The organism is Novipirellula rosea (assembly GCF_039541335.1).
GTDB lineage: Bacteria > Planctomycetota > Planctomycetia > Pirellulales > Pirellulaceae > Novipirellula > Novipirellula rosea.
The window spans coordinates 292,500-316,190 of record NZ_BAABGA010000120.1 but is presented as its reverse complement, the minus strand read 5'-3'; the positions used below and the strand labels follow the sequence as shown (position 1 = coordinate 316,190).

General features: G+C 55.9%; 12 protein-coding genes. 8 read left to right on the top strand and 4 right to left on the bottom strand.

Going from position 1 to position 23,691, the window contains the following annotated elements; translation table 11 throughout:
• Positions 1 to 3 precede the first annotated feature (3 nt).
• Positions 4 to 1,407 (top strand): protein kinase domain-containing protein, encoded by a 1,404-nt coding sequence (locus ABD971_RS33455; protein ID WP_345327988.1) that lies wholly within the window; start codon positions 4 to 6, stop codon positions 1,405 to 1,407.
• Between the two features lie 126 nt (positions 1,408 to 1,533).
• Here ABD971_RS33455 and ABD971_RS33450 read toward each other — a convergent pair whose 3' ends face one another.
• Positions 1,534 to 7,152, bottom strand: a complete 5,619-nt coding sequence (locus tag ABD971_RS33450; RefSeq protein ID WP_345327987.1) for a DUF11 domain-containing protein — start codon at positions 7,150 to 7,152, stop codon at positions 1,534 to 1,536.
• Positions 7,153 to 8,072: 920 nt separating this feature from the next.
• On the opposite strand from ABD971_RS33450, the gene ABD971_RS33445 reads away from it, so the two are divergent.
• Both ABD971_RS33445 and ABD971_RS33440 read left to right on the top strand, forming a co-directional pair.
• Positions 8,073 to 8,261 (top strand): hypothetical protein, encoded by a 189-nt coding sequence (locus ABD971_RS33445; protein ID WP_345327986.1) that lies wholly within the window; start codon positions 8,073 to 8,075, stop codon positions 8,259 to 8,261.
• Positions 8,262 to 8,423: 162 nt separating this feature from the next.
• A complete protein-coding gene (locus ABD971_RS33440) occupies positions 8,424 to 8,771 on the top strand; it encodes a hypothetical protein (RefSeq protein WP_345327985.1) in 348 nt (115 codons plus the stop codon).
• A 360-nt stretch (positions 8,772 to 9,131) separates the two neighbouring features.
• On the opposite strand, the gene ABD971_RS33435 is transcribed toward ABD971_RS33440, so the two are convergent.
• The 3 genes from ABD971_RS33435 to ABD971_RS33425 form a co-directional block, all read right to left on the bottom strand.
• The gene (locus ABD971_RS33435; protein ID WP_345327984.1) at positions 9,132 to 10,454 is read right to left on the bottom strand and encodes a BBP7 family outer membrane beta-barrel protein; all 1,323 of its coding nucleotides are present in this window, start codon (positions 10,452 to 10,454) and stop codon (positions 9,132 to 9,134) included.
• Between the two features lie 135 nt (positions 10,455 to 10,589).
• Positions 10,590 to 12,404 carry a hypothetical protein gene (locus ABD971_RS33430; protein WP_345327983.1) on the bottom strand — a complete coding sequence of 605 codons (1,815 nt, stop codon included), beginning with the start codon at positions 12,402 to 12,404 and terminating at the stop codon, positions 10,590 to 10,592.
• Between the two features lie 173 nt (positions 12,405 to 12,577).
• Positions 12,578 to 14,416 carry a TolC family protein gene (locus ABD971_RS33425; protein ID WP_345328519.1) on the bottom strand — a complete coding sequence of 613 codons (1,839 nt, stop codon included), beginning with the start codon at positions 14,414 to 14,416 and terminating at the stop codon, positions 12,578 to 12,580.
• 321 nt (positions 14,417 to 14,737) lie between these two features.
• Here ABD971_RS33425 and ABD971_RS33420 point away from each other — a divergent pair, with 321 nt between their 5' ends.
• From ABD971_RS33420 to ABD971_RS33400, 5 genes are all read left to right on the top strand, one after another.
• Complete coding sequence (locus tag ABD971_RS33420; RefSeq protein ID WP_345327982.1) at positions 14,738 to 16,630, top strand: efflux RND transporter periplasmic adaptor subunit; 1,893 nt, start codon at positions 14,738 to 14,740, stop codon at positions 16,628 to 16,630.
• Between the two features lie 45 nt (positions 16,631 to 16,675).
• A complete protein-coding gene (locus ABD971_RS33415; protein ID WP_345327981.1) occupies positions 16,676 to 17,767 on the top strand; it encodes an efflux RND transporter periplasmic adaptor subunit in 1,092 nt (363 codons plus the stop codon).
• On the top strand, positions 17,764 to 20,007 hold the full coding sequence (locus ABD971_RS33410; RefSeq protein WP_345327980.1) for a site-2 protease family protein: 2,244 nt from the start codon (positions 17,764 to 17,766) through the stop codon (positions 20,005 to 20,007). The genes ABD971_RS33415 and ABD971_RS33410 overlap by 4 nt, the downstream gene beginning before the upstream one ends.
• A gap of 216 nt (positions 20,008 to 20,223) precedes the next feature.
• Positions 20,224 to 22,746 carry a tetratricopeptide repeat protein gene (locus ABD971_RS33405; RefSeq protein ID WP_345327979.1) on the top strand — a complete coding sequence of 841 codons (2,523 nt, stop codon included), beginning with the start codon at positions 20,224 to 20,226 and terminating at the stop codon, positions 22,744 to 22,746.
• A gap of 62 nt (positions 22,747 to 22,808) precedes the next feature.
• Positions 22,809 to 23,651, top strand: a complete 843-nt coding sequence (locus tag ABD971_RS33400) for a DUF4159 domain-containing protein (protein ID WP_339936258.1) — start codon at positions 22,809 to 22,811, stop codon at positions 23,649 to 23,651.
• Positions 23,652 to 23,691: the final 40 nt, after the last annotated feature.

Sequence of the window (23,691 nt, the reverse complement as noted above, 5' to 3'; positions counted from 1 at the left end):
CGAATGAGCGACGAAACCATTCTGATCCAACCCGGTGATCCCCACCGCTCGCGTGCCGAGTCGTCCATCCGGCTTCGCGTGACCAAGGGACCTCACGTAGGGGCTTCGTGGACCTTTGCTGAAGACGCCACAATTGTGCTGGGCCGACAATCCCCGTCGCATCTAAAGCTGCCGCTCGAAAAAGCGTTCTCTCGTGAACATCTATGTTTGCAGATCGCCCCGCCACGCGTGCAGCTGATCGACAACGATTCCAGTAACGGGACTTGGGTCAACGGCGTTCGTTTAGTCGCCGCGTCGCTGGTCGACGGGGATCGGTTTGGTGTCGGTGAGACCGAGATCGTGTGCGAAGTTCTGGATGCAGAGCAAGTCCCGCTGCAGAGCGAACCGTCAGTAGAAGAGCATGATTCGGCCGAGCGGACGCGTGATCATTCGGCACCGACGAAATCCGCCGTCGATTTCCCTGTTACACAAAGACAATCGGCACAAGCATCGATTTTACAAACACGGATTGCAGAGTGTGAAACGCAGCCGTCGCGGTGGCGTGACGAAGCTTCGCCTCAGCAAGTCGAAGCAAACATGCTGGCGATGGGAGTCTATCTGCTAGAGCGACCAATCTCGCGTGATCGCACCTCGACGCTCTATATGGCGAAAGATCATCGCACACAAACGCCTTATCTGATGAAAGTCTTTCACGCCGGCGTCGTTTGCAGCGATGAAGCGAAACAAGCATTCTTTCGCGAGGCCGCGGTGCTGACCAGTCTCGATCACCCGCGAATCCTGAAAACGATCGAGTTCGGAATCGAGGACGACCAACCGTTTTTGGTGATGGAATCGGTCGATCCGCTGAACCTACTTGCCACAACCGATGGTCAATCGCCCGAGCGACGAATCGTGACCGCAACATGGACCGTGTCGCGTGTCTTGCAAGCGATTCACTGTGCCCATCAGCAGCAAATCTTGCACCGCCGCATCCATCCGTCGAGCATCTTCGGGTATCGCGAAGGACGCCATTTACAAATCAAACTCGGAAATTTCGAACCGGCCATCGACAGCCAAACCGACGATCCTAGTTCGATGACGCACGATCGATCGGCGACCGCCCCGCAGTTCTACCTTGCCCCCGAGCAACTGCACAGATCACCTGAGCAGCGGCGAGATGTGGCCGCTGCGACTCCGGCGGTGGACCTGTTCGCGTGCGGTTGCTGTCTGTTCCGGTTCGCCACCGGCAAAGAACCTGACATGGTGTTTCAGCCCGAGAAAACGCACGCCGTCTTGGACGTTGCCACCTATCTACCAAAAACGCTCCGCGACGTGATCCGCCAAGCGATCGACGTCGACCCGGCGCGGCGATTCCCGACCGCCGAGTCGTTCGCCGAAGCGATCTTTCCCTTCCACCAGCGAGTGTGAAGAGCATCGCTGGTTTCAAGGTCGATTTCATGTAGCGATACTCGTCAAGAGTTTCGTCCTGCATCTCGAAGCGCCGAAAGTCTTCGCGACTTTCGCGACGTAGGCGTCCTCGCTTGTGGACCCTGCCTATCGCGACAAGAACAACCGCTTGCTCAGCAGACGCGGGGCACGAATCAACAATAACGTTTGATCATCTTCGCTGGCAACGTCGTTGTTCGGCGTGCTGTCGACGTCAAATTGGTCCGTCGTGATCACCTCGACCGGCAACTCTTTCACCCCTCGCACATCTACGGTGGCGTTTAAGATCAATTGGGCGCGGACGCCAGGTTGCAGCGGCCCGATGAACCAAATGCTGGTCGCCGGATCGTAACTGCCTTGCCCTGGGTTGGCCGACACCAATGTTAATCCTGAGGGGACCGGGGCGCTGACCGAGACCCCCGTCGCCGTCGCCGGACCTGCGTTGTCGGCATTGATCGTGATCGCGATCGTGTCGCCGACCACCGGCGTTTCATTATCCACGCTGGCGCTGACCGAAACATCAACCACGTTGGGCGTGATGTTGACCGACGCCATATCGTCTTCGCCATCAATTGCGTTCCCCGGAGTGCTGTCGGGATCAAATTGGCGACTTGTCAGAACCTCGGCGCGATTGATGGATGTATTCCCCGACGTCACGGTAGCCACGATCGATAGCGCCGCCTGAGCCGCACTTTCAATCCGTGGAACAGTCCAAATGCCGGTGATCGCGTCAAACGTGCCGATGCTTGGCGTTGCCGACACAAATGTTAATCCAGGCGGCAACTGGTCACGTACCGTTACGCCCGTGGCAGCATCGGGACCCGCGTTGGATAGATTCAGCGTGAATGTGATATTCTCGCCACGATCAGGCGTCATGTCGTTGACGATCTTGGTCAGTGCCAAGTCGGCCACGGGCGTGGTGAACGAGGCCGATGCGATGTCATCTTCTGTGACGACTCCGTTATCCGGCGTGCTGTCAAAATCGGTTTGGTCCGCTGCGGTAACCTCGGCAGTGTTCGTCGCCGTCCCCGAGCTGAGCACGGTAGCACGAATCACCAGCGTCGGCGTGGCACCGTTGGCGACCGTCCCTACGCTCCATAGACCACTGGTCGCGTCGTAAGTGCCTTGGCTCGGAGTCGAACTGACAAATTGAACTCCGCTAGGAAGCAGATCGGTCACCACGACGCCGGTCGCACTCGACGGCCCCGCGTTGGTCAGCGTCACGGTGTACTCAATCGTGTCGCCAACGCTCGGCTTTGGTTCGTCAATCATCTTGCTGAGTGCCAAGTCGACTAATTGGGGCGTCAACGTGGCGCTGGCGGTGTCGTCTTCGCCAGCGACCGCGTTGCCCGGGGTGCTGTCGGGATCGAATTGGCTCGACGATGTGATTTCCGCCGTATTCGTCTTTTCGCCGATCGAATCGACCGTCACGATGATGTCCAGCGTTGCGGATGCCGCATTGGCCAGCGTGGGAATCGTCCACGTTCGTGTCGCAGAATCGTAGCTGCCGACGCTCGGTGTCGCACTGACAAAGCTCAGTCCCGCTGGCAACGGATCGGTCACCACTACATTCTCGGCCGCATCCGGTCCGGCATTCCGAGCCGTCAACGTGAACGTGACTTGTGATCCAACGTTCGGTGCCGAGTTGCTGATCGTTTTTTCGAGCGACAAATCGGCACTTGCGGGCGTGATGCTGACGATCGCGTAGTCGTCTTCGCTTGTCACGTCGTTCCCAGGCGTGCTGTCGATATCGAATTGGTTCGCGGAAGTGACTTGAGCGACATTGGTTTTCTCACCGATCGTGTCCACACGCGCCGTCAACGTCAACGTTTGCGAACCGCCCGCGACGATCGCGCCGACATTCCAAATTCCAGTTGTCGCGTTGTAACTGCCTGCCGAAACGCTGCTGTTGGTCAACGTAAAACCTGCCGGGAGCAAGTCAGTCACGACGACACCGGTTGCAGGGTCAGGACCAGCGTTAGCAACGGTCACGACAAAGTCGACGTTTTGCCCGACGGCCGGACGATCCACGCTTGCCGTTTTTGTCAGCGACAGATCAATCTGCGGCGGCGAGATCGTGACTTGGTCTTGGTCATCTTCGTCGGGGTCGTTGTTGCCTGGCGTCGAGTCCGGGTCGGCCTCGTTGGCCGTGGTGACGCGGGCGGTGTTCGTTTTGGCTCCTCGTGTTTCCACGAGCGCCACGATGTCGAGCGTCTCGCTGCCATTGGCGGTGACCGAACCAACGCTCCAAATTCCTGTCAACGGATCGTAGCTGCCGGTACTTAAACTGGTCGACACAAACGCCAATCCTGCGGGCAGGATGTCGGTGACGCGGACACCAGTCGCATCGTCGGGGCCGGTGTTACGAAGCGTGATCCGGAAAGTCACGTTCTCGCCAATATTGGGATTCGACTTGCTGGCGGTTTTCGTCAACGCCAGATCGGCGATCGGGACGGCAAAGTCGACACTCGCTTGATCGTCTTCGTTGGGATCGTTGTTGCCCGGCGTCGAGTCGATATCGACTTGATTGGCTGCCGTGACGTGAGCCGTATTGGTCGCGCTGCCCAGTGCATCGACGCTGGCGACCAACGTCAATGTGGCAAAACCGTCCAGCGCCAACGCACCCACGTTCCACGCTCCCGTGGTGGTGTTAAAACTACCTTGGCTCGGCGTGCTGCTGACCAACGACAACCCGACGGGCAACGTGTCGGTGACCACCACCCCGGTCGCACCCGAGGGGCCTGCGTTGTTGACGGTGATCGTGAAGGTCACGTTGTCGCCCAAGTTTGGACGAGCATTATCGATCGTTTTTGTCAGCGACAAGTCGATTTGCTGCGACTGCAGCGTGGCAACGGCCTGATCATCCTCGCCCGGATCGTTGTTGTTGGGCGTCGAATCGGGATCCAATTGATCGGCGGCAATAATCTCTGCGGTGTTCGTCACCAGGTTCGTCGAAGACGTGCGAGCACGGATCGTCAGCGTTGCAGGAGTTGCCGCGGTTAACGTGCCCAACGTCCAACGGCCGGTCGTTTCGTCGTAGCTGCCAATCGACGCCACCGCGTCAACAAAAGTGGTGCCGCCAGGCAACAAGTCTCGCACAACCACGCCGGTCGCATTGTCCGGCCCAGCGTTAGTGGCAGTGATCGTAAACGTGACAATGTCACCCACATTCGGCGTCGCCGTATCGACGGTCTTGGTCAGCGACAGATCGGCACTGGCCGGCACGACGCTGATCGACGCCTGGTCGTCTTCGCTTGCGACGCTATTCCCAGGAGTGCTGTCGATATCAAACTCGTTCGCCGCGTTGACTTGGGCGATGTTGGTCGTGTTTGCTGTCGCAGTAAATTGGGCTGTGATTTCCAGGGTCGGGGTGTCGGTCGTAGTGACGTCGCCGACTGTCCACAGCCCGGTGCCCGCGTCGTAGTTTCCTTGCGAAGGATTTGCCGACACGAATGTCAATCCGGTGGGCAGGGCGTCCGCGATGACGACACCGGTAGCCGTGTCGGGCCCCGCGTTGGCTGCCGTGATGGTAAAGACGACGTTCTGGCCGATGCTCGGTCGCGGCACATCCAACGTTTTTGTCAGTGACAAATCGATGGTGCGAGGCGTTAGGGTGATCGTTTCTTGATCGTCTTCGCTCTCGACATCGTTCCCTGGCGTGCTATCGGGGTCGAACTGATTGGATGTCGCAATTCGAGCCGTATTGGTCACGACGTCGGCGGCTTCGACGCGAGCGTTGATCGTTAATGTTGGCGTTGCCCCCACCGCCACATCGCCTACGGTCCAGATACCAGTCGATGCGTCGTAGTCGCCGGCCGTCACGGTCGACGAGACAAACGCGATGCCGGCAGGCAGCACATCCGTGACCGTCACGCCACTGGCGTCGGCAGGGCCAGCGTTAGCCAACGTGATCGTAAAGCTGAGTGCATCGCCCACGTTGGGACGCAGATCGCTGGCGGTTTTGGTCAGCGAGAGATCTGCGATCGGGGTGTCCAGTGCGACACTGGCTTGATCATCTTCGGTTGCGTCTTGGTTATCCGGCGTGCTGTCGATGTCGGCTTGGTCCACCGCAGTCACCTCGGCCGTATTGGTGCGAGGTCCAATCGTATCGACGCTGGCGACGATCGTCAGCGTCGGAGTGGCCCCGACCGTGATCGAGCCAACGCTCCACAATCCCGAGCTGGTATTAAAATTGCCTTGGCTGGGTGTCGCCGAGACGAGAGTCATTCCACTGGGCAGCACGTCACGAACGACCACGCCGGTGGCTGTGTTAGGGCCTTGGTTGGCGGCCGTGACAGTGAACGTCACGTTTTGACCCACGTTGGGTGTCGCGTTGTCGATGGTTTTGCTCAGCGAAACGTCGACTTGTTGCGGCGAGACTTCGACACTGGCCAAGTCGTCGTCGCCAATCACATCATCGCCCGGAGTACTGTCGGGGTCGGCTTGGTCGACTTGGCTGACCTGAGCCGTATTGGTCGTGGTATTGGGCCCGGTGGTCGTAGCCACGATCGCCAAGGTGGCGTTGGCGGCGTTTACGATCGAGCCGACATTCCAAATCCCAGTGACTTCGTCGTAAGTTCCCTGTGACGGCGTGCTGCTGACAAACGTCAATCCCGCAGGCAACAAATCGCTGACCTGCACATTGGTCGCATTGCTAGGCCCCGCGTTGTTGACCGTGATCGTGAAGGTCACGTCTTGGCCGACCGACGGCGCCGCATTGTCAACGGTTTTGGTCAGCGAAAGATCAGCGCTCTCGACATTGACGATGTCCTGAACGATCACCGTAGGCCCGATCGTGCCGACCAATTCGACGGTGCCGTTGACGTTAGCACTACCGCTGATTTCGATCTCGATCGCTCCAACACTGTTCAAATCCGCAGCCCCCCCGCCGCCGTTCCCGTCAACGAAGGATGTAAACGGCAAAAATTCTGCCGACGACGGAGTCCCCCCGGTATCGGGAATGGCCAGCGTCGCGGTGCTGAATCGTGTTGCCGTTGCGCCGTCGCCGTCATCAGAATAGATGCGGACGATGGCGGTTCCACCGGCGCGGTCCGCTCCGACTTGCAATCGAACGCCCGCTGCAGTCCCGGATTGTGTCAGATCGATGCCTGCGAGCCCGGTGTCATCGATCGTCAACGCGGTGCCGTCAGGCCCGTCCCACGAAATCCGCCGTTGTCCATCCCCGAGTTGGGCGGAGTCAAACGACAACAAATCGGGAAGCAGTGGGTCGTTGACACTCAATTGAATCGAGCCGGTCGCACTCGTTTTGTTGACGAACAAGTCACGTTCGCCGCCGATGACTTGGGGTGCTGCAACACTGCTGATCACCGGATTGCCGTCCGCCGTGGTGTCCGAGACGCTCTGGGCCGCCGAATTGAACCCATCGATCGTTTGAATGATCTGGCCCTGCACCGCAGTCCCACTGATCGAAATCAGCGGAGTGACCTGTTCCAACAGCGAGCGTCCGTCAATGGTTTGCGCGGGCTGACGCACGAAATACGAACCGGCTGTCAGACGCGGGAATTGATATTGGCCATTGGTCGCAGTGGTTGTGCTAGTGACCGACGTGTCGGTCGCAATGTCAAATGTGTTGTCACCATTGTCGCGGTACAGCTGGACGGTGGCGCCGTCGACGTTATCGCCGCTGTTGGTGACGACGCCTTGGATCGTTGCCAGGTCGACCGCGACCGCCAACACGCGGCGGTGCTCGAGCAGCTCGACTGCCAAACGACGCCGACTTTTACGGCGAGCCGATTTAGGCTGGGCCGATTTAGGCTGGGCCGATTTAGCCTGGGCCGATTTAGCCTGGGGGAGGAGGTTGGAAATGGATCGACGTTGAAAAAGACCTGGTCGAGTCATTTGCAGCACGCTTGTTTTCCAAGGAATGGGATGTCCGTATGCTCATGTATGTGTCACACATCCGACTGGATAAAACAAGGGGCCTAGGAAAGCGTGGTGATCTATACCGATTATCGGGCAGAGTCCCAGCCAGAATGCTAGCAATGTCGCTCCGCGTTCCAAGTGGTTGGCGGTCATTCTTCTGGACACAAACCGCGCGATCGAGCGACGATTCCATCTGTCCCCCATTCGGCTGTCAAAATCGCCTTGCGTCAGCCCATTGTCGCTCGGCTTTCCAAGCCGTGGGCGGTAATTCACCCGAACACAATCCGCTTGATCGGCAGCCCGCCGTAGAACGCACGAGTGTGAACCGGGTTAGGCAGCGACGATGGAGCGACGAGAATTTGTGACGCTATCGATTCCGCCGGAGGAGCAGTGGAGTGACTCACTCCGCTGGGTTACGCGGGAACAGCAAGAGCGAACAAACCGAAAGAACTTGCGGCAATGAACCGTACCTCGCCAACAAAAGTGCATTAAAATCAGGGCAATTAAAAGTGAGTCTTCAGCATGGAGTCGCTTCCCCATAAAGTTACGACACCGAGTCGTACATAACACCGTTGGTTGATCAAAGGCAGCGTCTCGCTGGACTAATGACTAAGTCAAGCTCTAAACCCCCTGGCACATGTTTTCACTGTGCAGGGCCGATCTCAAATGGCGTCGCATACGTTTCAGCGGGCGCATTGCTTCTGGACGAGTCACGGCGAAATAGCATCCATGATGATTCTGACGATTCTAGGCATTTGGCGTTCATGAACGTTGGATATCACGGCACGCAAACCGACATGTCTGACAGTGCGGATATTCGGGTCGTTAACGATCTACCAGGCGGCCAATTTGATTTATCGTTTTGCGGTTTGGCCTGCTTGAAAACATGGTTTGATGCGATTGTGGATGGAATCCAAAACGACGTTGATTCTGGTGAGACAAAATCGGGTTGACCCTAGACTTGCCCACCAACAAAGAACATCCGCAAAGTTGCTTCGCAATCGCCTGCAGTCTTTGTTCAACGTGCGTCCTGTTGGTAGAATCACTCGTTAATCAATGTCGTTGTCTTCGTTCACGGCGGCGACGGATGTTCTAACCGTTGGGCGACCTAAGCATTGGTAATTGATACCATCTTCCATTACGAACGCGTGATGCGGATGGCGCAAGACAATTTCGCCAACACCGAGATTCGCTTCTTCGGCAACGTCGTGGCTGGTGTGTTGTCACTGACCGACACCGTTCTCGTTCCGGTAATCGGTGGTGATCCCATCCCAACAACTCTCGGTCGATTCACCGAAGACTTCACGCAGGAATGGTGTGGCATGCCGTTTTATGAAACCGTTAAGCCTGACTCGATTGGTAAACCGTTCTGTGTTTGCCTCAACGGTGCGTCATTGGTCGATGTGTTGGTCGCGCCGTCTGGCATGCTCGTTGCGCGGCCGGTCGCCTCACATGGGTTCTGATTAGTGTGCGATTAGCGTTGAAGCCACGTCGGTTGAAGTCACCGAACTTGAGGTGGCCCGTGCAACCAGATGCACCCGGCGCACTCGGTTGAGCTGCAGCGTTGGACGCCGCTTTATCACGCGTTCAAAAGAGAACAAGAAAATGGGCTACAGAAAGATGAGGAAACTGCAAGTTAGGTCTGACCATTTTTCTGTCGCATCAATCTTGCTGTGGTTTCCGTTGCGCCGGGGTGGCGTTTGGTTCGTCACGGATTGACACGAATCAGCACGCGTTCGGTGCAGACGGCCCGCCGTGCCGCTTGAAATTGAGACTGTACACGGAACGCGGCACCTAAGATGCACCGCAACAGTGCCCGTAACTTAGAATTGCAATTGGCCACCGAAGTTAATGCCTTGCGCCCAGTAATCCGTTTCGACAAAACTGAATTGCGGGCGGAGCGAACCGGTGACGGGATTGTTGGGTTCGGGAATCAGATTCGGGTTCACGTTGCGATCGATTTGATCCCCAGCGCGGACGACGTTGGGAAAGTAGAGTAGCGAATAGCCGACCGTGGCATGAAACCAACTGGTGATGCGAACACCGAGCGTCAATCCAAGTTCAGGGATCATCGTGAACTCTTTGTCACGATACGAACCGATGTTGCTGGTTTGCGTCAGCAGGCCACCGGGATAACGTTCGGTGACGCCATTTTCGGTGATCGAGGTGGTGCCCGAGATATTGACTCGCTGAGTGTTCGTACCGACGGCAACTCGCATGGTCGATTCGAGCCAGGCGCGGTCGAACGTCGCCTGGTGAATCACGCCGAGCTGCAGTCCATTGAACCGGTTCTCGGTACTGAATTGCTCGCTCAGTTCGATCGTGCCTGGCACGCCGACAACTTGGGACGAAAGCGACTCAGAGAACGACAGGCGATCATCAAGTTGCAGATTGCGATAGCCGATGATCCAATCGACGCGATCGAGTCCGCCGCCGTTGTTGCAACCGGCAAACGTTGGCATCAGCGCGGCTCGCACGTTGATCATGGCCGATTGAAGATCGGTGTCGGAACTGATATTGAGGGCACCGTTAACGACACCGGGATAGGAGACGAGTTGGGCGGTTTCTCGGTCATTGGTCGTATCAAAAAAGGGCCTCGCCAAAATAGGCGACCCATCGCCTGCAGCCGAGAAACCGTCGCCGTCGTCGAACAGACCAAAGTATTCGCCTTCGATCGCAAACGAGCCTTGCGGAGTGATCCAAAACCCCGCTTTGCCGCGAAACCCGCTGTGTCCGCCGTCATTCAGTTCGCCGCCGCCAAACAGCACAGCGGTCCCTGATTCGCCGAGAATTCCCGCGCGGTTTTGTGGCGTCCCATCGGGGCTCGTTGTCACCAACGGAGGCGTATCCATCCCGGAGGCTTCCCAATACAGATATTCGCCGCGAATCCATAGCCGGTCGGCAATTCGCTGTTCCATGTTCGGCACAAAACCACCGATCGACGGGAACGAGAACATGTTACCGCCGCTGAACAAATTGCCACCTCCCGCCGACGTCTGAGCCGAATAGGGATCAAACGAGCCGGAATTGTTGACGATCACATTGGGGCCGGCGGAGTAAACGCCCTGAGCCTCCACCGTCCCGATTACGGAAACGACGAGCGAAACGAAAGTGAAAAACGCGGAAATCAACAACCGAGGGGTCACTGAGACAAACTCCTATTTTCGGAAATTTAGCCAGATTTCCTAAAGAAAGCTGGCAGTCTCGGCTGACAGTCCGTAATTTTTGCCGCGGAAGTCAAGATGAATCGCCCCGGTTTCTAGCCGGTGATCGCTTCTTCGCTACTTTTGAACGTGTTCGCTACCTTTGCCACGGATCGGCTCAAGCGTGATGCGGTGGAAGCGGTAGCGGCAATCGTAACATCCCAACATCAACGCTTGATCGTTCGGTGTCGACCAGTAATCCGAGAGCGACAAACGCGAAGCGTCGCCTTGCCAATCCACGATCCGATGTCCATCGACCGACATCTGCACACGCTCACCTCGTACCTCCACGACCACTTGTGACATTTGGTTCTGTTTGAACAAGTTGCCAGAGAAGGTGGTTTGGTTGCCCACATTCTTGTTGTCGATGTTCTCGATCGCAGACTTGGCGACATCCGTTTTGCCATAATTGAATAAGGCTGCGAATCGCTTGTCACTCGCCCTCAATCCAAACAACAAAGCGTCGGGCGGATCAAGCGGTTCCACGATCGCAACGATTCGATACTCGGCGGGCGGAGTGTAGGGCAGTTCGATGCGGACTCCGTAGCCTTTGCTACTTTCCAGTTTTCCATCGCGTTTTGTCCATTCGCCAGTTGTAAATGCATGCGAAGGATCGATCAATGACAGCAAATCGACTGCGTTGGCTGGAAACGGGGCAATGACTTTTGAGTCCGATGTATCGCCTGAGTCCGATGAATCGCCCGAGATCACGGATGTGCGTGTCTGAAAAAGATCATCTGAGAGCCTTCGCGGCAACGGATTCTGATTCGCTTCGGATCGCACTTGTAGATACCCCCAGATCTCAGCGGTTTCACCCGAATGGAGTTCGGCATCGACGCGATAGCTGATTGGAATCTCACGGTCAAAACGTCCAAGCGAAACCGTTTCCGGTTGTGCGGCGGAAACGACGTTAGGAACATCGATCCAAGGTGCGTCGATTGCCGTTTGATAGCGAACGCGAAGTGATTTGACTTGTACGCCTGCAGGCCAATCCAATTTCAAGCGTACGTCTTGATTCGGTTTAGGCACCATCGGCTCGGGAATCGCTCGAAAACGCGTAAACAGCTCAAGTGCTAACGACGGTTCGTCGCTTTTGTCCTCAAGCGATTCAGGGGACGCAGGCTCCCATCCCATCCGACTTTTCTGTTCTTTGTCGAGCCATGATTCGCTGATCCAACCGCGGTATTGTCCCATGCTCATCACCGAACCATTGCCCGGTTCTGGGTGCGGTAATCCCACGGTGTGCCCGCAGCCTTCGTGATAGACAACGCAGTCAGTGCCGCGATAGGGCACCCGCCATCCATCACCGCTGACCAATCCCCAACCGACGCCACGATTGGCCAGATAGGCTGCCCGTGCCCCTCCTGAGGTCGCGCCAGGAAAATGTTGTCCTTGGTTTAAGTTGCCTTCAAAGACCAACTTTCCCCCCTCGGGGTGCAAGCGATAGAAGTCGTCCAGCGGTCGCCAATTGATTTCGCTTAGAACGAGCAGGATTGGAAACGCGTCTCGCTCTTCGGGCTTGTTCTGCGCAAATGCGAGCGTCCGATCAACTTCGCTTAACGTGCGAAAGTAAATCTTGTTCGCGTCCCCTTCGCGAAGCGTTTCAGTCGTTTCCTTGGACACAAAGGGTTCGGGGTGGACGGTCACCGTCAACTTGGATTGGTCGCCAAACTCACGAGCGTGGAACTGTTCCAATCGGCGGGCATAGTACTGGACGCGATCTTTCCAATCGGGCAACGATTGACGATCCGCGGGGACAAAGTAGACGACCGTCACTTCGATTCGGCTGGTGTCGTTTTTCCCGTCCCACGTTGTGGTCCCCCCGTACGTCGGAGCGACCAAAATCAGAGTAAACAGTAACGCACAAAGCGATCGAAGTGAGTGTGATGACATAATGCGGGTGGGTTCAGCGGGTGGGGTAAACGAGAGGGTTTCAAACGACAGCCAACGTTTGCCAGCGTGGCCAATATACACAAACGATGCCGATGTTTCGCGAGCGCCGGCACGAAGTTGCCGCACCACGAAAGATACGCCCCCCCTCACTCACGTCTTGGCAACCGCGAACCTTACGACGCGTCCGCGGGTGTACCGGCCGAATCGCCGAGGGGGTCAGCCAACAGGATGGGCGACGTGGTTTCGTCGACCAAAAATAGATTGGCGGTCTGCAAGAGCGTCCCTTTTTCGAACTGGACGTTCTTAGCCGCCACGGTGTACTCGACCATCGACAGAAAGTATCGTGATTGAGCCTCGGTGACACGTCGCTGCGCATCGAGCAATTGTTCGAGATTCACCGGCAACCCCTCCGCACGATTCACGTCCAGGATCTGCAGCGCATCGCGAGCGGCGAGATAGCGATTCAGATTGGTTTCCATTTGCGTAAACGCGCGATCGCTTTCGCCGACCACCGCAGCAAGGTCGTGCAAGATCTGCCGCTCTTGTTCTTCGAGCACTGCGTGTTCGCGTGCCAATTGCGACTTGGCATGACGAACCGCCAAATAGCCTTGCCGAAATCCGACGGGCAGCTTCAGTTCCAGACTCGCTTCGTACTCTTGATAATCCAGCGTTCCCAGTTGTTTAAAGGCCGAGTTATCGCCAGCGAGACCTTGGTCCAAACCTCGGACGCGGTAGATCGTAACAAGATCGAGAGTCGGCATCAGAAAGTTCTTTGCCGCCAGTGCTTCCATCTCGCGTCGCTTGACGAGCAGCCGTTGTTGCTGCAGTTCGCTGCGAAGCCGAATCGCTTCGATCGAAATCGAGTCCCAATCAAACGTCATCGGGGCATGGAGTGGTTCGTCATTGGGACGAATCAGTGCATCATCGCTGAGCGGCAATCCGATCAACAGCCTCAGCCGTCTCTCGGACGCCAAAACGCCTCCTTGACCTGCGAACGTGCCTCCCGAAGTGGAGTTGTTAACCTGCGTTCGCTGGATCAACTTGCCCGCAACCGCATCTTGCAATTCGCTTTGGAAACGAAAGTACTGTTCACGTGCAAACGCTTCGCTCGCGCCGGCTTTGCGATTGCTCGATTTCTGGGCCTCATAGTTTTGCCACGTTTCTCGGCTTCGCTCGAGAGCATCGCGTTTTGCGTCGAGGTCGCGATAGGCAAAATACAGATCCCAGTAGGCGTTGATTACATTGCTGATGTAATCGCGCGCCCCTTGGCGAAACTTGGCCGAGGTGATGTCGTTGTTCACTTTGGCGATCAAAACGCCTGCATAAATCCCGGGCTGTGCCGCCGGGCCTGCGATGCGATTGAATTGCAGCCCGCCGCCTTGCATTAATGGTTGCCGCATCTCGGCATGGATCTGACTTTGCCAGGCGCTGTCGGTCAGATTGCCGGTGGCATTGTTGGCGTCGTAATCGATAACGTTGCGAACAGCAAACTCGGCGCCCGTGGCAGTCCGTTTGGATAGCTGAAAGACATAGTCATGCGTGTCTTGCTTGAACGCGTTCGCGCCACCACCAAAGAACCGGTTGTTGAATCGGCGATCATTATTCTGCCATTTGCCAAGCGCATAGAACTGAGCGTCATAGGCGGCCAACGCGGATTCAATACTGGTTTGAGGGTCCAGTTCGGCAAGCGGTTTGGTTTGATCGGTCACCACGGTTTGCGGAGCACGAAGAATCGTGGCCCCCAAATCACGCATCACTTGCGAGTGCTGCAGCGCCGTGTGAATCGTTTCCTGCAACGACATGTCCCGATATTGCAGCGTGGCAAAATCTTCGATCGAGCGTAGGGTCAGTGGAGTGGCTGAGACGTCTGGGAACGTGATCGCAGGAGCTCCCGCGTCGACCATTTGCATGATCGTATCGATCGAGGAGGTGTCGTTGGCGATCGTCTCGGAAAAATTCCGGTGTGTTTGACAACCGATCGCCGCAATCACGCCAACGGCGCACACCAGCATCGTCAACGCGATCGGACGCAACGGGCCGCCTCGCCTTGCTGATGTGATTCCGTCAGTGCGTGTTGAACGTCGCAGCACTTTGTTTTCCGTTTCTCGTTTTGGTCGAGCGAGGCAGATTCCCCGCACAATCAGACCAATCCGTACAATTACCCTTATTCGTACATTCACGAAGACTACATTGAGCGAATTCGGGATGATTCGCACGATCGACACAATAAGTCCCGTGAAACATGCGTTCCGGAGGCGGGAAACTCGGGAATCGTGGTTAAAATGAACACGCTTCCAACGATCCCCGTTTGCAGTCAACTAGCCCATTGCGTCATGTCCAACCCCCAGCATCGAGCCGAGCAAACGTGGAAGGATGCGGAATCGCTTGTCCGCCACGTCGATCGCTTGTCGCACGCGGCGTTGCCGGCGCCAACGTTCTTTCAAGAACTTGCCGACGCGACGCAGCAGACTGCAAAATCACGAAGCGTGGTCGTTTGGTCCGACCAACATGGCGAACGTCATGTCTTGGCTAGATCCGGGATTGACGTTCATCAAGACAGGTCACCCGAATCAGCTGTGGCAATCGACCAAGGTGATTTTACTGCCGCTTCGCTTTGGTATGACCACGCCCAAACATGCATCACACAGGCCCGTGTATCCCATGACAGTGTGGTCGGAATCGAGGTCCGATGGTCCGACTCGGTGCACGTGGCAATCCAGCCACCGATCGCCGAAATGAGTAAGGCTGTACTCGAATCCGCGACCCTCGCTTTCTTACGTCACGAAGCCGACGCATTGCAGTCCCATCTAGCGAGACGCCACGCTCGGGATCATGTTGTCGGTCAACTGCATCACGGCATCGGGATCAACGATTCGTTTGCTCACGTGGGGCGAGCGGTTGCCAAGTACGTCGGTGCCGACCGAGCCAGCATCCTGCATCGCCGCGGTGGCAAGTCGAGTTCCGCCTATCGATTGGTTTCATGTTCGACCAGTAAGAATGTCGATCGTCGTAGTCGACTCGCTCGATTGATGCAAAACCTTGCCGCTCAGGTCGCAAGTCACGGCAAATCAATCGAGTTCGTTGTCGGGCGTGGCGACGACGTCCCCGATCCGCTGCGTGAGACGCTCGAAGCCTATCTGATTGAATCGGGATCTCGTGCGATCGCAATCGAACCGATCCCGCTAAACAATCTTACCGATGCGGCCGTGATTGTACTCGAGCAGTTTACGGTATCATCGCGTGATAACGATGGTTCCTTTGCCGACCTGCGTGACGTGGTTGCGGACGCATTGACGCAAGCGATTCGTCGAGACGCAGTCAGTTTACGCTCGTGGATCGATCCATGGCTCTCCATGCGATTCGCTAAAAAAGCGACCGTGATCGCTCTCGTCGTCGCAACGGCGGCAATTTTGATATCGTTGATTCGGGTCGATTTCTGGATCCCGGCCGAAGGACGCGTCGTAGCAAAACAGCGTCACAACGTTTACGCTCCGGCCGATGGCGTGGTCACCGAGTTGCTCGTCGACAACGGTTCGTCTGTGAACGAAGCAGCAACGTTGATGGTGATTCGCAGCCATGACTTGGATACGAAACAGCAGCAAATCGAAGGGGAAATTGCGGCATTGCAAACCAGTTTGGCTGCGATCGTTGCAGGCCGTGGTTCGTCGCCAAGCGAAATTCGCGAGCGAAACCGTTCGGCAGACGAGCAGGTGCTGAAGACAAAGCTCGAAGGATTGCTTTTGCAACACGATTTGGTGGTCGCACAGCAACAACAACTCGTCGTGCGAAGCCCCATCGCGGGCAAGATCGATCATTGGAACATGCGAGAGAATTTGGCATCGCGTCCGATCGCCCGAGGTCAATTCCTGGCCGAGGTGTATTCACCCGAGGCAGGTTGGGAGCTTGAAATCGAGGTGAACGATTCTGATTTCGGTTATCTGTTGCAGTCGGATCAGGAAGCGAAACGCCGTTGTCGATTTTCACTTCGCTCGAGTCCGCAGAACATTCATGATGCGACGCTCACTCAATTAGACAACGTTACTCAAAGGAGCGTCCAAGGCGACTGGGTGATCAAGGGGCTCGTTCGTCCGGCAGACACCGATGCTGCGGCGCTGAAATCGCTACGAACCGGAGCGACCGCGACAGTGGAGATATGGACGGGACGTCGAGCGATCGGGTTTGTTTGGTTTCGTGGATTGATTCAGTGGTGGCGTACGACGCTATAGAACGCCTTTTCGTGGCAACGCTGTAGACGTAAGAGGATTTTGATTATGAACAATTATCGCGCCCTGACCCATGTGCTTACGATTATTGCGTTTTCCGTGTCGGCAAATCCGTTATACGCTGAAACGGATTCGCTGAAGATCGAAGACTTGATCGTGGTTGTGGTAAACGAAGTTCAGGTGCCGTCACTTGAAACCGGAGCGATTGACACGTTGGCGGTTCATGAAGGCATGACTGTAAAACGTGGCGACATTCTTGCGACGCTCGACCGTCGGCGTGCGGAACTGCAACAGCGACTCGCCAAAATCGAGCTGGCAATTGCGACCGCCAAAGCAGACGATCCCTCCACCGTCGCGTTAGCTGAAAAGGCGTACCGACGACAACAACAACTCGGCAAACAACAATCGGTCGACGTGACGATCGCAACACAGAAGGCGAGCAATGACTTGCGAGTGTTGGCTGCGACCAAGGCCGAAGCGGTCGCTAAAAACGAATTGGCAAGGGCATTCGACGCACGCAAACGCTACATCGACAGTGTTTCACAATCGGAAATTGATGGATTAAGTCTTGCTTATGAACGAGCGAGACTCGAAAAAGAGCAAGCTCGTTTTGAACGACAAATCGACCAACTCAACGTCGATTCGGAAAAACAGGCCGAGAGGGTGCAAAAGATTGCAGTCGATGAAGCCGAAATCCAAATGTCTCAATCGGCACATCAACACGAGATCGAAATTCTCGAGCAGCAACGACATCAAAACCAAAGTGAACTCGCCGAACTGCTTCTCGATCACCACAACGTCGTCGCTCCGTTTGACGCCACGGTGGTCGACGTGATGCGGCGTCGAGGCGATTGGGTTCGGGCCGGCGACCCCGTCGTGCGGTTGGTGGGACTGCGTCGGCTTCGCGCCGAAGGCTACGTCGACGCCAAGCTCAGAAAGCCATTGTTGACGGTCGATTCGCCAACCCTTTTCCTGCATGATTCTGGCGGAAACGTGATCGAGCGAACTGGCGACATCGTCTTTGTCAGTCCCGAAATAGATCCCGTGAATCAGCAAGTACGTTTCACCATAGAGTTCGATAACCCCGATGACGCAGTGCTTCCGGGGATGCGAATGACGATGCATTTGAGGATGCCATGAGCGTGTCGGCGAATCGTTTGCGGTTGCGTCCTGATCTGAAGTGGCAACGTACCGAAATGGGAGCCCACGTCGCTTGGATTGCCAAAGATCCGTTTGCCAACGAGTATTTTCATCTCAGTGAGCGAGACCGTAGCCTGCTGCAACTCGCCGATGGCACGCGTTCGCTGAGCGAAATCACTCAGGAGTGCAAGTCGCTATTTGCACCGCAATACGTTTCACCCGAGTCCGTGGTCGAATTTTTCGCCGAAGCACTTCGCAGCGGTTTGCTGACAGGCAGCGAAGAGGGCCGTGATGCAGTCGACGACGACACGGATTTTGACGACCACGCATCCCCGAATCAAACGACACTGCAAACGAAGGCATCACGTCGCTGGTGGCATGAACCGTTGGCGATTCGTTTGCCCGGCATTGCGGTCGACCAAGAGCTTGACCGCTTGCTGCCGTGTTTGCGAGCGATTTTCTCCTTGCCGGTGCGAATCGCTGCAATTGCATTCACGATCATCATGGCCGCGACAGCCGTGGTGTATTTCGATCAAATTGCCATGCATCTCGATGCGGTGACACGCGAGCCTGTCGCAGATTGGGGCGTGTTACTGATCGCCGTGATATTCGGTTTGAAATTGCTGCATGAAATCGCTCACGCAGTGACATGCAAATGGTTCGGAGCCGAGTGCCGTCAAATCGGGGTGATGTTGTTGTTTGGCATGCCGGTACTGTATTGCGACGTGTCAGACGCCTGGTTACTGAAACAACGTTGGAAACGGATTATGGTGTCGAGCGCCGGCATGATGGCCGAATTGTTCGTCGCTGCGATTGCAATGTTATTTTGGTTGCTGCTTACCGATTCGCTCCTTCGCGATCTTTGCGTCACGGTGATGTTCGTCGGTTCGGTCAGCACCGTGGTGTTCAATGGCAATCCGCTGCTCCGCTACGACGGTTACTACATTCTCTCGGATTGGATAGGCGTTCCCAATCTTGCTTCGCAAGCGTCCGTTTCGATGCAAACGTGGCTACGACGATTGATATGGAACGATGCCTTGGCGGACGCACGTATCGAATCCGCAAATCGCTTGGCGAGTCATCTGTCGCCCGCTCGATTGCGAATGTACTGGGTTGCCAGTTTGGTCTATCGAATATTGGTCTATGCCACGTTGGGGATGTGGGTCTATCGCCAAGCGGAACGAGTGGATTTAGGGTCTGTCGTCGGGATTCTGTTGTTATTGGTCCTGATGTTAGGCGTCAGCCGATGGCTGCGAGCGGTTTTCGTCCCCCCGCCATCCCGCCGACGAAACCGATTGGGGCTGCTGCGGCGTCCCATCGCCATCGGGGTGATTGTGACATCAGTGATTGCCGCCGCGTTTTGGATTCCGCTACCACACCGGATCAAGGCCCCCATGACCATCGGCATTTCGAATTCCCAACCGATCGTGGCAACCTCGCCAGGACGGATCGTCGACGGTATTCGAGAAGGTTCACTGGTGAAACAGGGTGACGTGATCGCAAAGTTGACGAATCCCGATCTGATGCTGTCGATTGTGGAAGAGCAAACGAGATTGCAGGCGTTGCAGACCGAGCTGACGAGTTTGCAAAGTGTCCGCCCCACGACTCGACAAATTTCAGATCGCATCTTGGTGGTGTCCAAATCGATTGACTCGAGCCAGCATCAGTTACAACTGCTTGCTTCCGAAGCGTCGCAATTGGAAATCGTGGCTCCCGCATCCGGAGTCGTTTTCTCGGCCGCTCATCGTGTGCAGAACATCCGCAATACTCACGAGCTAAGGACGTGGGAGAGCACTGCGCTAGCAATGCAAAATCGTGGAGCTTGGATCGAAGCGGGAACCGAGTTCGGCAGCTTGGGAGAACCGGGGCAATATGATGCGATCGCCTTGGTACGCCAGCAAGACCTGCGTTACGTACGCGAGGGACAATCGGTTTCATTGATGCTGCCTCACTTATCGCCCGGAGCGTTCCGCGGCAAAGTGGTCGAAGTGGCATCCTCGTCGACGGACAAAATTCCCGAAGAATTGGCGAGCAAGCGAATGGTGAATCCGTCGAGCCGTGGAAACGGACCTGGCGTTGCGTATTATCAAGTGCGAGTTCGACTGCGAGCGAGCGATCAAGCGAACGCCCGTCCGAGCCGTCCGTCATTGGCAATGCGTTCGACGGGCTACGTCAAGATCAACGTTCCTTGGACATCGCTGTGGGAGCGATTGGCAACGACAATCAGCGACGCTTTCTAAAAATTCCTTCCAGTGGATCGAAGCCCCCCTCCACGGCAATCTATTGGGAATCGCTTCGCTTTTCATCCTCGCTAAACGGCAGGTAAAGTCCCCGTAGTCTATGTGGTTTGCCATCGTGCCGCATAAATCGCTTCTTTGCGAAACCAGACAGCGGCTTGCGAACACGCTAGAATCATAGGCAGCTTCTCGATCCCACCTCGCCTAGGAGCCTTGCCATTGTCTGCCCCTCCATTTCATCTCGCGATGTTACTGTGCTTCGCATCGTTGGCGGTTTCTGCGATCGCCAACGATCTGGAATCGGCCCAAGATCAATTTCGAATTGGCAAATATACGGAAGCCGAGGCGGTTGCATCGGCGGCAGTCGAAAGCGGCATTTGGAATGAACGATGGTCACGACTGTTGATTCAGTGCCAATTGGAACAAGGCAAATACGCCGAGGCATTGCAAACGTACGAGGATGCAATTCGGCGGTACCCCACCAGCATGACACTCAGGATGTTGGGGCTCGAAGCGATCCGCTTCAACAATCTCTCCGAACGAGCGGACGAGGAGCGAAAGCGATTTTTTCAAATTTTGCAAAGTTCGCCGCTTCGCTTCGCTAGCCGAGACAACCTGATCGCGGCGGGCCGCTATTTTGTCGAAGAGGGCGAGGATGCCCGCCAAGTGCTGGAGATGTTTTACGACCGTGTACGGGACTCGAATCCCGATTTTCTCGAAGCCTACATCGCGACCGCCGAGCTCGCGTTAGAAAAAGGCGATTACAAGGTCGCGGCAGAAACGCTGGCCGAGGCCGAACGGATCGATGACACCGATCCACGGATCAGCTACTTGAAAGCGCGTGCATTCGAATCGTCTGATACCAAGGTCACCATCGAATCGCTGCAACGAGCACTCGAACTGAACCCCAACCACGTTCCGGCCTTGTTGATGCAAGCCGAATTGGCCTTGGACCGTGAACTGTATGACGATGCAGAAGCCGCGATCACAGCTGTGTTAAAAATCAATCCGTCGGAACCAGACGCTTGGGCATTGCGTAGCGTGATGGCGCATCTCGAAGGCGACACCGAGCGTGAGCAGGAAATGCGTAGCAAAGCACTCCGTACTTGGAACAAGAATCCGCGTGTCGACTATTTGATCGGCAGCAATTTGTCGCAGAAATACCGGTTCGCAGAGGGTGCCGCTTACCAACGTCGCGCCCTCGAATTCGACCCCGACTATCACGCCGCGAATTTCCAACTCGCTCAAGACCTGCTACGTCTCGGCAACGACGACAAGGGTTGGACGCTGGCCAAATCGGTCGCGGACGACGATCCTTACAACGTTGTCGCCCACAATTTGTTGACGCTTTATGACCGAATCAAAGGCTTTAGCGTTTTAGAATCGGGCGATATTCACGTCCGGATGGATCCCAAGGAAGCAGACCTATATGGCGACGCGGTGCTTGAGTTGTTAACCGAGGCGCGAGCGACGCTGTGTGAAAAATATGACGTCCAACCCGATGCACCGATCATGGTCGAAATCTTTCCCGAGCAGAAAGATTTTGCCATCCGCACGTTCGGGTTACCCGGCGGCGATGGTTATTTAGGCGTTTGCTTTGGCCGTGTGATCACCGCCAATAGTCCGGCCAGTCAGGGGGAGCGACCGTACAATTGGAAGAGCGTATTGTGGCACGAGTTTTGTCATGTCGTGACACTCGAGAAAACCAAGAACCGAATGCCACGTTGGCTCAGCGAAGGCATTTCGGTCTACGAAGAACGGATGCGAAATCCTGCGTGGGGTGAGTCGATGACGCCTCAGTATCGCGAGATGATCTTGGGTGAATCGTTAACGCCTGTCAGCAAGTTGAGTTCCGCGTTTCTGAGTCCTCCGTCGGCTTTGCATCTTCAGTTTGCCTATTACGAGTCCTCGCTGGTCATCGAATTCCTGATTGAAAAGCACGGTATTGAATCGCTGATAACGGTCCTTGTTTCTTTAGCCGACGGGTTGTCGATCGACGATGCGTTGACGCGATCAGTGGGCTCGCTCGATCGACTTGATGTCGAATTCGCAACCTACGCACGTGAAAAAGCCGAGGCGTTTGCCCCCGAAGCGGATTGGTCGCGGGAAGACTTGCCCGCCGATGCAACGACGGACGAGCTAGCCAAATGGGTGGAAGATCACCCCACGAACTATTGGGGATTGCGGCGACTTGCCGAAGCGTGGATTGCGGGTAAACAGGACCAAAAGGCATTGCCAGTACTCGAGAAAATCGTCGAACTCGGGGCGGTAACGCAAGAGCGGGAAGGTCCACTTGAATTATTGGCTGACGTTTACCAGCGATTGGGCCAGGAAAAACGCGAACGTGAGACTCGCGAGCAAGTTTTAGCACTTTCCAGCGATGCTTTGCCCTCGTACCGGCGTTTAATCGAGATCGCAACGCAACACGATGACTGGCAACACGTTTTAGAATACAGCGAAGCGACGCTGGCGATTCAGCCGCTACAGCCGTTTGGATACGAGCACATGGCGGTGGCCGCGGCGAAATTGAAGAAGCCAGAGAAAGAGATTCGACCGTTAGAGGCGCTTTTGCAAATGGATCCGATCGACCCTGCCGCACTGAATTTCCAGCTCGCCCGTGCCTGGCTTCAAAGCGGTGAAACGACGTCTGCCAAACGGCACGTGTTAGCGGCCCTCGAAGCTGCACCGCGTTACCGTGACGCCCATCGATTGCTGTTGGAAATCGTGGCGGATTCGCAGTGAATCGGCAACCGTTATTGATGCTGTAGTGTCACAACGAATCAGAGAGAGAGCGGAGAGGAAAAATGATCACCCGACGTTTCCTGCTGATCGGCGTTCTGTTCGTCTTTGTTGCCGGAGCGGCGGTTGCACAACGAGGATGGCGGTGGCGTCACTCGGGCCCTCACACCGAACGCAATGGCGTCCCCGATTGGGAAGTCGATCCTAATTTCCCTGGCGATTTGTTTACCTTTGTGCGAATCAAATACGACTCGTATGGCGGACGCGGAGGCGGCGGTGGTTGGGCAACCGATTACCGCGACAGCGATCTAAATTTCTCACTCCGTTTGCAACAACTGACCTCGCTGAAGGTCAATCCCGAACCCATCGTCCTGGAATTGACCGATGATCGATTGTTTGATTATCCGTTCATCTACATCATCGAACCGGGCAGCTTGGTTTTCAGTCAAGCCGAAGTCGCTGCACTCCGCCAATACTGCTTGAACGGCGGCTTTTTGATGGTCGATGATTTCTGGGGCGATTCGCAATACGAAAACATGCGTCGTGAATTGAAACGGGTCTTTCCCGATCGTGATCCGGTCGAGGTGCCGCTGTCGCACGAGATTTTCCACAACGTCTATGACCTGAAAGAGAAGCCGCAAGTGCCCGCGATCAACGCGGCTCGCCGCGGCATGGCGGGCGAGGTCGGGTCGTATGAATGGGCTTCCGATGGAAGCGATACCAGTACGCCTCATTATCGTGCGATCAACGACGACGAGGGACGGATCATGGTCTTCATTTGCCACAACACCGATCTCGGTGACGGCTGGGAACGCGAAGGCGAGAACCAATGGTATTTTGAAGAGTTTTCCGTCAAGAAAGCCTACCCGATGGGCATCAACATCGTGACCTACGCGATGACCCACTAAGAAACCGTTCGGCAGGAATCACTGAGTTCTAAATCAAATC

Bases quoted from the DNA above. Each gene is read 5' to 3' on its own strand.
- ABD971_RS33455 (WP_345327988.1), top strand. From the start codon at position 4: ATGAGCGACGAAACCATTCTGATCCAACCCGGTGATCCCCACCGCTCG.
- ABD971_RS33445 (WP_345327986.1), top strand. From the start codon at position 8,073: ATGAACGTTGGATATCACGGCACGCAAACCGACATGTCTGACAGTGCG.
- ABD971_RS33430 (WP_345327983.1), bottom strand. From the start codon at position 12,404: ATGTCATCACACTCACTTCGATCGCTTTGTGCGTTACTGTTTACTCTG.
- ABD971_RS33425 (WP_345328519.1), bottom strand. From the start codon at position 14,416: ATGCTGGTGTGCGCCGTTGGCGTGATTGCGGCGATCGGTTGTCAAACA.
- ABD971_RS33420 (WP_345327982.1), top strand. From the start codon at position 14,738: ATGTCCAACCCCCAGCATCGAGCCGAGCAAACGTGGAAGGATGCGGAA.
- ABD971_RS33415 (WP_345327981.1), top strand. From the start codon at position 16,676: ATGAACAATTATCGCGCCCTGACCCATGTGCTTACGATTATTGCGTTT.
- ABD971_RS33410 (WP_345327980.1), top strand. From the start codon at position 17,764: ATGAGCGTGTCGGCGAATCGTTTGCGGTTGCGTCCTGATCTGAAGTGG.
- ABD971_RS33400 (WP_339936258.1), top strand. From the start codon at position 22,809: ATGATCACCCGACGTTTCCTGCTGATCGGCGTTCTGTTCGTCTTTGTT.